This is a genomic window from Pantoea sp. X-Soil-YNGN-785 (genome assembly GCF_059730585.1).
Genome location: NZ_AP035942.1, coordinates 2,819,002 through 2,829,755, shown reverse-complemented (window position 1 = coordinate 2,829,755; position 10,754 = coordinate 2,819,002). Strand labels below are relative to the sequence as shown.

The 10,754-nt window shown below is 58.4% G+C and carries 11 protein-coding genes; 8 read left to right on the top strand and 3 right to left on the bottom strand.

From position 1 onward, the window contains the following. Window positions 1–11 precede the first annotated feature (11 nt). Entirely contained in the window at window positions 12–494 is a 483-nt protein-coding gene (gene sixA / locus AC6I8E_RS13040; protein ID WP_013358611.1) for a phosphohistidine phosphatase SixA, read from the top strand. Window positions 495–522: 28 nt separating this feature from the next. On the opposite strand, the gene smrB is transcribed toward sixA, so the two are convergent. After that, window positions 523–1,071: an endonuclease SmrB gene (gene smrB / locus AC6I8E_RS13035; RefSeq protein WP_013358610.1), complete on the bottom strand. Its 549-nt coding sequence runs from the start codon at window positions 1,069–1,071 to the stop codon at window positions 523–525. Between the two features lie 159 nt (window positions 1,072–1,230). On the opposite strand from smrB, the gene prmB reads away from it, so the two are divergent. Genes prmB through AC6I8E_RS13005 form a run of 6 tightly spaced genes read left to right on the top strand, consistent with a single transcriptional unit; the run spans window position 1,231 to window position 5,817 of the window. After that, on the top strand, window positions 1,231–2,163 hold the full coding sequence (prmB, locus tag AC6I8E_RS13030; protein WP_033783751.1) for a 50S ribosomal protein L3 N(5)-glutamine methyltransferase: 933 nt from the start codon (window positions 1,231–1,233) through the stop codon (window positions 2,161–2,163). A 45-nt stretch (window positions 2,164–2,208) separates the two neighbouring features. Continuing rightward, window positions 2,209–3,294, top strand: a complete 1,086-nt coding sequence (gene aroC, locus AC6I8E_RS13025; protein ID WP_013358608.1) for a chorismate synthase — start codon at window positions 2,209–2,211, stop codon at window positions 3,292–3,294. Between the two features lie 4 nt (window positions 3,295–3,298). Then, window positions 3,299–4,123 (top strand): penicillin-insensitive murein endopeptidase, encoded by an 825-nt coding sequence (gene mepA, locus AC6I8E_RS13020; RefSeq protein ID WP_061063025.1) that lies wholly within the window; start codon window positions 3,299–3,301, stop codon window positions 4,121–4,123. Window positions 4,124–4,131: 8 nt separating this feature from the next. Next, window positions 4,132–4,935 (top strand): sulfite exporter TauE/SafE family protein, encoded by an 804-nt coding sequence (locus AC6I8E_RS13015; protein ID WP_013358606.1) that lies wholly within the window; start codon window positions 4,132–4,134, stop codon window positions 4,933–4,935. Window positions 4,936–4,954: 19 nt separating this feature from the next. Further along, window positions 4,955–5,500 carry an elongation factor P hydroxylase gene (locus AC6I8E_RS13010; protein ID WP_041457001.1) on the top strand — a complete coding sequence of 182 codons (546 nt, stop codon included), beginning with the start codon at window positions 4,955–4,957 and terminating at the stop codon, window positions 5,498–5,500. 32 nt (window positions 5,501–5,532) lie between these two features. Further along, entirely contained in the window at window positions 5,533–5,817 is a 285-nt protein-coding gene (locus AC6I8E_RS13005; protein WP_003854283.1) for a YfcL family protein, read from the top strand. Between the two features lie 33 nt (window positions 5,818–5,850). Here AC6I8E_RS13005 and mnmC read toward each other — a convergent pair whose 3' ends face one another. Beyond that, complete coding sequence (mnmC, locus tag AC6I8E_RS13000) at window positions 5,851–7,857, bottom strand: bifunctional tRNA (5-methylaminomethyl-2-thiouridine)(34)-methyltransferase MnmC2/FAD-dependent 5-carboxymethylaminomethyl-2-thiouridine(34) oxidoreductase MnmC1 (protein WP_497824079.1); 2,007 nt, start codon at window positions 7,855–7,857, stop codon at window positions 5,851–5,853. A 154-nt stretch (window positions 7,858–8,011) separates the two neighbouring features. On the opposite strand from mnmC, the gene fabB reads away from it, so the two are divergent. Beyond that, on the top strand, window positions 8,012–9,232 hold the full coding sequence (gene fabB, locus AC6I8E_RS12995; protein WP_033783746.1) for a beta-ketoacyl-ACP synthase I: 1,221 nt from the start codon (window positions 8,012–8,014) through the stop codon (window positions 9,230–9,232). A gap of 85 nt (window positions 9,233–9,317) precedes the next feature. Here fabB and pdxR read toward each other — a convergent pair whose 3' ends face one another. Continuing rightward, on the bottom strand, window positions 9,318–10,742 hold the full coding sequence (gene pdxR / locus AC6I8E_RS12990) for a MocR-like pyridoxine biosynthesis transcription factor PdxR (protein WP_497824078.1): 1,425 nt from the start codon (window positions 10,740–10,742) through the stop codon (window positions 9,318–9,320). Window positions 10,743–10,754 lie beyond the last annotated feature (12 nt).

The following is a 10,754-nucleotide window of genomic DNA, read 5'->3' as shown; positions in this document are numbered from 1 at the left end:
AGCGGTGCTTTATGCAAGTTTTTATCATGCGTCACGGCGATGCGGCTCTGGAAGCAGCCAGTGATTCAGTCAGGCCTTTAACCTTATGTGGCTGCAATGAATCACGCCAGATGGCCAACTGGCTCAACAGCCAGACGCCGGACATAGAGCGTGTCCTGGTGAGTCCCTATTTACGCGCGCAGCAAACCCTCGCGACCGTGCGTGAAGCTTTTCCACTGCCGGAAAACCAGGATGTTCTGCCGGAGTTAACGCCGGGCGGCGATCCGGAAATGGTCGGGTGCTATCTGCAGACCCTGGCAAATGAAGGCGTGAAATCGGCGCTGGTGATCTCTCACTTACCGCTGGTGGGGTATTTAGTCTCTGAACTGTGCCCGCAGGAAGCCCCCCCTATGTTTGCCACTTCCGCTATTGCCTGCGTGGAATTCGATCCGGCACAGCATGCCGGTAAACTCCTGTGGCAGGTTAGTCCCAAAAAGCTGGCGAAAGCGATCTGACGTCTGTGGGCCGATCCTCCGGCCCCTTTCAGGGCAACTCAGGCGGTTGCCACTCCTCAATCTCAATCAAAACCAGCAGTGCGGCATCACCGCCAAACAGCTTCGGTGCCTGGTGAAAAGCCATCACCCACGGGTGCTGGGCCAGCCACAGCGGCGTCTGCTGCTTCAGAATATGCTTTCCATGACCGGTCATGACGCTGGCGCAGAACAGATGTTCACGGCGGCAGGCGGCGATCAGTGCGCCCAGTTCCTGCTTGGCCTGCTGCTGCGTTAAGCCATGCAGATCGAGGAAAATCTCCGGCGTATAGTCGCCACGACGCAGTTTTTTCAGCTCAAAGTGGCTGACATCGGCGCGCACATAACGGGTGGCCCCTTCGGTGGAGAGCAGCGGCTGAAACTCATCCGAAAAGTAATGGCTGTTGTCCGCCTGCTCTGAAAGCAGACGTTTTACCGGCAGTTCGCGGGTTTTAACCGGTAATTTGTGCACGAAAGTATCTTGTTTCAACTGACGTGTGCCAGTCATTAACTGTCGGAACAGCGCCTGGTCATCCGGGCTTAAGGGTGTTTTTTTACTCATGACGGGTCAGTTATCTAAGAAAAGTCTGCTACACAGCATAGGCGATACCTTACCGATTAATGTCATTAAATGTCAGCTTTTTCACCTTGCTGCGCTGAATTCTCCCCGGCTTCATGGCACACTACTGGCCGATTTAGCAAAAGGCCTGCGGAGGGCTACGTGGACAAAATTTTCGTCGATGAGGCAGTGAACGAACTGCACACCATTCAGGACATGCTGCGCTGGGCGGTAAGCCGCTTTTCCGCTGCCGGAATCTGGTACGGACATGGCACAGACAATCCCTGGGACGAAGCCGTTCAACTGGTCCTGCCGTCACTCTGGCTGCCGCTGGATATTCCTGAAGACATGCGCAGTGCGCGTCTCACCGCCAGCGAACGTCTGCTGATCGTTGAGCGTGTCATCCGTCGTGTTAACGAGCGTATTCCGGTTGCTTATCTGACCAATAAAGCCTGGTTCTGCGGGCACGAATTCTTTGTCGATGAGCGCGTGCTGGTACCGCGTTCACCGATTGGCGAGCTGATTGAGAACCGCTTTGCCGGTCTGGTCAGCACACCACCGCGTCATATTCTGGATATGTGTACCGGTAGCGGCTGTATCGCGATTGCCTGCGCTTATGCCTTCCCGGAAGCCGAAGTGGACGCCGTGGATATCTCCACCGGTGCGCTGGCGGTAGCCGAACAGAACATTGAAGAGCATGGACTCATCCACCAGGTGACGCCGATTCGTGCTGACCTGTTCCGCGAACTGCCACAGCTGAAATATGATCTGATCGTCACCAATCCGCCGTACGTTGATGCGGAAGATATGGACGATCTGCCGAACGAATATCGCCACGAACCGGAGCTGGGTCTGGCGGCGGGCAGCGACGGCCTGAAGCTGGTGCGCCGCATTCTGGCCTGCGCGCCCGACTATCTTAGCGAGCAGGGCGTACTGGTCTGCGAAGTGGGCAACAGCATGGTGCACATGATCGAGCAGTATCCCGATGTGCCCTTTACCTGGCTGGAATTCGACAACGGCGGCGACGGCGTCTTCACGCTGACGCGCCAGCAGATTGTCGACGCACAACACCATTTCTCTTTTTACAAAGACTAAAAGTGGGGCGAAGCCTCGCCCGCCGAACTCTGACAAGGAAACAGCATGGCCGGAAACAGCATCGGGCAATTTTTTCGAGTAACGACCTTTGGCGAGTCCCACGGTCTGGCACTGGGCTGTATCGTTGACGGTGTGCCGCCAGGCATCCCGCTGACTGAAGCAGATATTCAGCATGACCTCGATCGCCGCCGTCCGGGCACGTCGCGCTATACCACGCAGCGCCGCGAGCCGGATCAGGTGAAAATTTTGTCCGGTGTCTTTGAGGGTGTGACCACCGGCACCTCGATCGGCCTGCTGATTGAGAACACCGATCAGCGCTCGCAGGATTACGGTGCCATCAAAGATCTCTTCCGTCCGGGCCATGCTGATTACACCTACGAGCAGAAATATGGTCAGCGCGACTATCGTGGCGGTGGTCGCTCATCGGCGCGTGAAACCGCGATGCGCGTGGCGGCTGGTGCGATTGCCAAGAAATATCTGCAGATGAAACACGGTGTCGTGGTACGTGGCTATCTGTCACAGATTGGTGATGTCGCCTGTGAGCTAAAAGACTGGAGCATCGTGGAAGAGAACCCGTTCTTCTGCCCGGATGCCGACAAGCTCGAGGCGCTGGATGAACTGATGCGCGGCCTGAAAAAAGAGGGCGACTCCATCGGTGCCAAAGTCACGGTTATGGCAGACAACGTGCCGCCAGGCCTGGGCGAGCCGGTCTTTGACCGACTGGATGCCGATCTGGCGCACGCGCTGATGAGTATCAATGCGGTGAAAGGCGTCGAAATTGGCGACGGCTTTGCGGTGGTTAACCAGCGCGGCAGTCAGCACCGTGACGAGATCCGCCACGATGGTTTCCAGAGCAACCACGCCGGCGGCATTCTGGGCGGCATCAGCAGCGGGCAGACCATCAGCGCTAATCTGGCGATGAAACCAACCTCCAGCATCACCGTGCCAGGTAAAACCATTACCCGCGACGGCGAAGAGGTTGAGATGATCACCAAAGGTCGCCACGATCCCTGCGTCGGGATCCGCGCTGTGCCGATCGCCGAGGCGATGATGGCGATCGTCCTGATGGATCATCTGCTGCGCCAGCGGGCGCAGAACGGTGACGTCAACAGCTCTGTACCGCGCTGGTGATGGCATGAAGGCTATTTTGCTTACGCTGAGTGCGCTGCTGATCAGCGCCTCCAGCCTGGCCGCAACGCCGTGGCAACAGATTCAGCAGCCGATCAGTGGCGCACCGCAGTCAATTGGTGGCTTCGCCAACGGCTGTATCGTCGGCGCACAGGCACTGCCGCTGAATTCACCGCACTATCAGGTGATGCGTCAGGATCAGCGGCGCTACTTCGGCCATCCCGATCTGATTCAGTTTATTCAGCGGCTCAGCACCCAGGTGCATAATCTGCAACTGGGTAACGTGCTGATTGGCGATATGGGCATGGCGGCCGGCGGACGCTTCAGCAGCGGTCACGCCAGTCACCAGACCGGGCTGGATGTCGATATCTGGCTGCAACTGCCAAAAACACGCTGGAGCGCGCAGCAGTTGCTGAAGCCGCAGCCGCTGGATCTGGTCGGGCCGGGTGACAAAAATGTGATTGCCCGCCACTGGCAGCCGGAAATTGACAGCCTGATCAAACTCGCGGCGAAAGATGACGATGTTACGCGCATCTTCGTTAATCCGGCGATTAAAAAGCAGCTTTGTGCTGATGCGGGTAACGATCGCGACTGGCTGCGGAAAGTGCGCCCGTGGTTCGCGCATCGTGCCCATATGCATGTGCGACTGCGCTGCCCGGCGGGCAGTATCGGCTGTGAAGATCAGCCTGCACCGCCAGCTGGCGATGGTTGTGGCGCCGAGTTGCAGAGCTGGTTCCTGCCGAAACAGCCTGGGTCAGGCGCACCGGTGAAACGTGAGCCGCCGCCATTACCGCCTGCCTGTCAGGCTCTGCTGGATAAACATCTACTGTAAGGGATTCCATGGAGTGGTTTGTTGTCAGCCCGCTGCTGGTCGGGCTGCTGTTTTTAATCGCCATGCTGGCTGGTTTTATTGACTCCATCGCCGGTGGCGGGGGGTTACTGACGGTACCTTCACTGCTGGCAGCGGGCCTCTCTCCGGCGCAGGCGCTGGCGACCAATAAACTGCAATCGGTCGGCGGCTCGTTTTCCGCAAGCCTCTACTTTGTGCGGCGCGGTGCGGTCAATCTGAATGAGCAGTGGCTGAACATCGCCATGACGCTGCTGGGGTCCATTCTGGGCGCGATACTGATTCAGCGCCTGCAGGCTGACTTCCTGCGCCAGATGCTGCCGCTGTTTTTGATCGCGATTGGCCTGTGGTTCCTGCTGATGCCAAAACTGGGCGAAGTCGATCAGGCGCGCCGCCTGCATGGCCTGCCTTATGCGCTGGTGGGCGGCGGGGCAGTAGGATTTTATGACGGATTTTTCGGGCCGGGCGCAGGCTCGTTCTATGCGCTGGCTTTCGTTACCCTCTGCGGCTACAACCTGGCCAAAGCGACCGCGCATGCCAAGGTACTCAACTTCACCTCAAACATGGGCAGCCTGCTGTTCTTTATGTTCGGCGGCAAAGTGGTGTGGGGAACCGGTCTGATCATGATGCTCGGTGCCTTCTGTGGTGCGCGTCTGGGCGCACGGCTGGTGCTGAGCCGCGGACAGAAACTGATCCGCCCGATGGTGGTGATTGTTTCTGCCGTCATGAGCATTAAATTATTGTGGGATAGCCACGGCAGCGAAGTTATGGCCTGGCTTGCCACGCTGCATTCGTAACCTGAAACGCGATACCGTCATGAACCCGACCCATCATTATGAACAGCTGATCACGCTGTTTGATCGCTGCTTCAGCGATGAATTTCAGACCCGCCTGATTAAAGGCGACGATGAACCGATCTATCTTCCTGCTGATGCGGAGTCGCCGTGGAACCGTGTGGTCTTTGCCCACGGCTTTTACGCCAGCGCCCTGCATGAGATCTCTCACTGGTGCATTGCCGGTGAAGCACGCCGCAAACTGGTCGATTTTGGCTACTGGTACTGCCCGGATGGCCGCGATGCGCTGACCCAGAGTCAGTTTGAAGCGGTTGAAGTGAAGCCGCAGGCACTGGAGTGGATGTTTTGTATGGCGGCAGGCTTTCCCTTCAACGTGAGTTGTGACAATCTCGACGGAGATTGTGAGCCGGATCGCATTGCGTTCCAGCGTAAAGTGCATGCTCAGGTCATGAGCTATCTGACGTCGGGCATTCCCGACCGTCCCGCGCGTTTTATTACCGCTCTGGCGGAATTTTATGGCAGGCCTTCACTCACCGCGTCGCAGTTTCCCTGGCCGGACGATCTGTGATGCAGGAAGGCATTATTAATAGAGGAATTGAGATGATCGCAGAATTTGAAGCGCGTATTCTGGCCCTGATTGACGACATGGTCGAGCATGCCAGTGACGATGAGCTGTTCGCCAGCGGTTATCTGCGCGGGCATCTGACACTGGCTGTGGCCGAAGTGGAGCAACTGGGCGAACATACGCCAGAAGCGCTGCAGATTCAGGTCTCCCGCAGCCTGCAAAATGCTATCGCTGCCGGAGAACTTTCACCGCGCGACCAGGCATTAGTGGTCGGAATGTGGGACAATTTGTTTGTTCAGGCACGCCAGCTCTCCGCATAACGTTGCAGGGCGGCGTGCCGCCCTCAGCATCGGCTAAACTGCTTTTCCCTTCAGTAATTTCCTCACCCAGTAACGATTCGGATTAAGCGCTGCCAGCGTACTCGCGTCCAGCGGCTGCGGCTCGCCCGTCAGCTGGGCTGCCAGCACTTCGGCTGCCAGCGGCGCACTGCACAGGCCGCGCGATCCCAGCGCACCAAACAGATACAGGCCCGCCAGATCGGGTGCATCAGCGATATCGTGACTTGCGGCCAGCTGAGCCGGTAAATCAGCGTACTGCAGAAGCGTAGCGTCATAATCCGGCACGCCGCCCACCATCGGCAGGTGATCCCGCGTGGCGCAGCGCACACCCATTCTCGCCTCGCCGCTACTGACATCCACGCTCTCTGCCCAGCGACGGTCAGGCAGGCAATCCAGCAGTCGGCTGCGGTTCTCCTGCTGATCCTCTTCCCGGTAATTCGTTGCGGTATCGCCACGATGATAGCTGGCACCAATACAGTGGGTGCCGAACTGCGGGCTGACGGGCGTCAGATAGCCGTCGTAACAGAGCACGGTCTGCAGCGCGTCGAGGCCCGGGGTTGACGGAACATGGCTCACCTGACCGGCCACCGGATAGGTCGGCAGCGGGGCGCTCTGCGCAACGTCGGCAATCGCATGTCCGTTAGCCAGCACCACCGTCGGATGACGGACCGCCGGGCGATCGCTGAACGTCAGCGTCCAGTGATCATCATCCCGTGAAAGGCTGCTCACCCTGTGCAGCCAGTGAATGCGTAAGCCCTGGGTTTCGCCATAAGCCAGCATCGCGGTGGTCAGCTCGGCCGGTGAGAGCCAGCCACCTTCAGGGTAGAAAATGCCGCTACAGCCATGGTCAACATTCGCCAGTTTCTCCGCCTCTGCGACATCCACGCCACGAGCGATGGATTCGGGCAAACCCATCGCCAGCATCTGATCAATCTTCTTACGGCTTTTCTCATCCCAGCCCAGTTGAAGCACGCCGCTCCAGTGATGCTCATAGGTGACGGTTAACTGATCGTAGAGCCGACGGGCGAAGCTGAAGGCTGCCGGGAAAAAGGTGGCGAGCGCCGGGTCGTGCTGATTGAGCAGCGGATAGAGCGCGCCCTGACGATTACCGGACGCGCCCAGCGCGGGGGCTTCGTCGGCACAGTAAAGGGTGACCCGCCAGCCACGACGTAGCAGCGCCAGCGCTAAAGTGGCACTGGCGACGCCGCCGCCAATCAGGGCAACATCACGCTGCTCCGCAGATTGACGATGATACCAGGGCTGCGGGCTGGGTAACGGAGGCGCATCCTGCAATGGTCCGCACAGCATTTCGCGCTTCGGTCCAAATCCCTTGCGGCGGATGACGGTAAAGCCCGCCTCCTGCAGACCCCGCCGGACGATGCCTGCGGCGGTAAAGGTCGCGAAGGTCCCTTGTGGACGCGCCAGCTTTGCCATCATGCCGAACAGTTCCGGCGTCCACATATCCGGGTTCTTCGACGGCGCGAAGCCATCCAGGAACCAGGCATCCACCTGACGATGCAGGCTCTCATCCAGCTCTCCCATCAGCTGGTTAATATCGCCGAGCCACAGGTCGAGCGTGATGCGTCCGCCGTCAAACAGCAGGCGCTGACAGCCGGGCAGGGCCGCAGGCCACTGCGCCTGCAGCGCTTCGGCCCAGGGAGCCAGTTCCGGCCAGTGCTGCTGCGCAGCAGCCAGGTCTTCACGGGTTAACGGAAATTTCTCAAAGCTGATGAAGTGCAGACGTTTTAACGTGGTATCGGGCTGTTCGCGCTGAAACGCATCGAACGCCTGCCACAGCGTCAGAAAGTTGAGGCCAGTGCCAAAACCGCTTTCCGCCACGATCAGTAGATCGCGCGGATGCTCTGCAAAACGCTGGGGAAAACCGTTGCCGCCAAGGAAGACATAGCGTGTCTCTTCCAGACCATTGTCATTAGAGAAATAGACGTCGCCAAACGCTCGGGAAACAGGTGTACCCTGTTCATTCCAGTTCAGCTGTGCATGTTCAACCGGGGTTAATTTCACGGTAAAGGCTCGTTTTTCAGGCAGTGGCGCGATTCTAACGACCCACGTGACATGACGCAAATTTACAAAAGGAAATAGCTGATCGGACTTGTTCGGCGTACAAGTGTACGCTAGAGTGCATGCCAATTAAGAAGAAGTGGATGAGGAAGATTGAATGAAACGTGCTGTGATTACTGGCTTAGGGATCGTTTCCAGTATTGGTAATAACCAGCAAGAGGTGCTGTCATCTCTGCGTGAAGGACGCTCTGGCATCACCTTTTCTGAAGAGATGAAAGATTCCGGCATGCGTAGTCACGTCTGGGGTAACGTTAAATTAGATACCACCGGCCTCATCGATCGCAAAGTTGTGCGTTTTATGAGTGATGCGTCCATCTATGCTTATCTTTCCATGGAAGAAGCGATTAAAGATTCCGGCCTCACCACTGAAATGTATCAGAGCAACCCACGCGTGGGTCTGATTGCGGGTTCAGGCGGCGGTTCTCCACGCTTCCAGGTGTTTGGCGCGGATGCGATGCGCAGCCCACGCGGCCTGAAAGCGGTTGGCCCCTATGTGGTCACCAAAGCGATGGCATCTGGCGTTTCTGCCTGCCTCGCCACGCCATTCAAAATTCATGGCGTAAACTACTCGATTAGCTCCGCCTGTGCCACCTCTGCGCACTGTATCGGTAATGCCGTTGAGCAGATTCAGCTCGGCAAACAGGATATCGTTTTTGCGGGCGGCGGCGAAGAGCTGTGCTGGGAAATGGCCTGTGAGTTCGACGCCATGGGCGCGCTCTCTACCCGTTACAACGACACGCCAGAGAAAGCGTCACGTACTTATGACAATGAGCGCGACGGCTTTGTTATCGCCGGTGGCGGCGGCATGGTGGTGGTTGAAGAGCTGGAGCATGCGCTGGCACGTGGTGCGCACATCTATGCCGAAATCGTTGGTTACGGCGCGACGTCAGACGGTGCAGATATGGTTGCCCCATCAGGTGAAGGCGCAGTGCGCTGCATGAAGATGGCGATGAACGGTGTCGATACGCCAATCGACTATCTGAACAGCCACGGAACCTCTACTCCGGTAGGTGATGTGAAAGAGCTGGGTGCGATTCGTGAAGTGTTTGGCGATAACACGCCTTATATTTCAGCGACTAAAGCGATGACCGGCCACTCACTGGGTGCCGCTGGTGTGCAGGAAGCGATCTACTCGCTGCTGATGCTGGAGCATGGTTTTATTGCGCCAAGCATCAACATCACCTCGCTGGACGCGGCTGCAACCGGTATGAACATCGTCACTGCGCCGATGGAAAAAGAGCTGACCACCGTGATGTCTAACAGCTTTGGTTTCGGCGGCACCAACGCCACCCTGACCATGCGTAAATATCAGGCATAATCATTACGTCAGTACGCTGAAGGGCCGGCTTGCCGGCCCTTTTTGTTTTTCAGCTCCTCTGCGTGACCTCGTTTACCCCTCGGTATTAAGCCTCCCGCAGCAGCAGCCGCAGCAAGGTATCGCATCCTGCCACAATCTCGTCAGGCGTCAGCGCGGCAAAGCCCAGTATCCAGCCTTGCTGCGACACTGATCCTGCATAGAGCGGACTGAGACGCGGCAGCAGCAAACCCTCTTGTGCCGCCAGCGCGGTTAAGCGCGCTTCATCCTTCTGCAATTTCACCGTCAGCTGTAATCCACCGCCGCTGGCTATCGGCGTGAGCCATGGCGAGAGCCGCTGCTCAATCTGCTCAAGTAACCGATCGCGACGGCTGCGATAGAGCTGACGCATCAGCCGCAGATGGCTGGCGAAATGTCCCTGCTGCAGGAAGGCGGCAGTGACGGCCTGTGGCAGCAGGGCGCTATGCCCATCGAGCACGCTGCGTGCCTGACCAATGGGCGTAATCAGCGCAGGCGGCACCACCATCCATGCCAGACGCAGAGAGGGAAAAAGCGACTTCGAGAAGGTGCCCAGCGTGATCACCCGCTGTTGGCGATCCAGTCCCTGCAGCGCAGGAACAGGCCGTTCGTCGTAATGAAACTCACTGTCGTAGTCATCTTCGATTAACCAGCACTGGTTGCGCTGCGCCCAGTCGAGCCATGCCAGACGCCGGGGCAGGCTGAGCGTGACGCCGGTTGGATAATGATGCGAGGGCGTCAGATACATCAGCTTCGGATTGCCGCTGGCAGGGATAGCACCTTCGGCATCGACCGCAATCCCGTGCACCTGTGCACCTGCGGCCATAAAGGCATTACGTGCTCCGGGATAGCCTGGTTCCTCCATCCATACCTCATCACCAGGATCGACGAACATCATCGCCAGCAACTGCAGCGCCTGTTGTGAACTGGTCAGAATGATGACCTGCCCCGGCTGGCACGTTACGCCTCGTGAGAGCGCCAGATAATCAGCGAGTGCGCTGCGCAACGGCAGATAGCCGCAGGGATCGCCGTATCCCATTGCCGCGCTGCCCAGTGAACGCTGCACGCTGTTGCTCAGGCGCCGCCAGGTATCGTGAGGAAAAGCGCGTAACTCCGGTGAACCGGCGGCGAATGCGTGCGGAAAAGGGGGATCCTGACAGCCGCCGGTTGCCAGCACCTGCTGGCCCCGCGCCGAAAAGCGGGCGGGCTGAGGCCGTACCGGTGCGGATAGGGGACTGGCAGGGATAACGATAGCGACAAAAGTTCCTCGGCCGGTTTCGCGTCGCAGGTAGCCCTCACTCTCCAGCTGGCCGTAGGCCGCTTCTACCGTCACACGAGACACCTGCAGATCCTGCGCCAGCTGCCGGCTGGAGGGTAATTGCTGACCGGCGTGCAGATGGTGCCGGTTGATCGCCAGCCGCAGGGTAGAGCAGAGCCGCTCACGCACGCCGCCACTGGCCTGGTGCTGGAAAAGTTGTAACAGTGGTGAAGGCATATGGGTCTTAAC

Bases quoted from the DNA above. Each gene is read 5' to 3' on its own strand.
- sixA (WP_013358611.1), top strand. From the start codon at position 12: ATGCAAGTTTTTATCATGCGTCACGGCGATGCGGCTCTGGAAGCAGCC.
- smrB (WP_013358610.1), bottom strand. From the start codon at position 1,071: ATGAGTAAAAAAACACCCTTAAGCCCGGATGACCAGGCGCTGTTCCGA.
- aroC (WP_013358608.1), top strand. From the start codon at position 2,209: ATGGCCGGAAACAGCATCGGGCAATTTTTTCGAGTAACGACCTTTGGC.
- mepA (WP_061063025.1), top strand. From the start codon at position 3,299: ATGAAGGCTATTTTGCTTACGCTGAGTGCGCTGCTGATCAGCGCCTCC.
- AC6I8E_RS13015 (WP_013358606.1), top strand. From the start codon at position 4,132: ATGGAGTGGTTTGTTGTCAGCCCGCTGCTGGTCGGGCTGCTGTTTTTA.
- AC6I8E_RS13010 (WP_041457001.1), top strand. From the start codon at position 4,955: ATGAACCCGACCCATCATTATGAACAGCTGATCACGCTGTTTGATCGC.
- AC6I8E_RS13005 (WP_003854283.1), top strand. From the start codon at position 5,533: ATGATCGCAGAATTTGAAGCGCGTATTCTGGCCCTGATTGACGACATG.
- fabB (WP_033783746.1), top strand. From the start codon at position 8,012: ATGAAACGTGCTGTGATTACTGGCTTAGGGATCGTTTCCAGTATTGGT.
- pdxR (WP_497824078.1), bottom strand. From the start codon at position 10,742: ATGCCTTCACCACTGTTACAACTTTTCCAGCACCAGGCCAGTGGCGGC.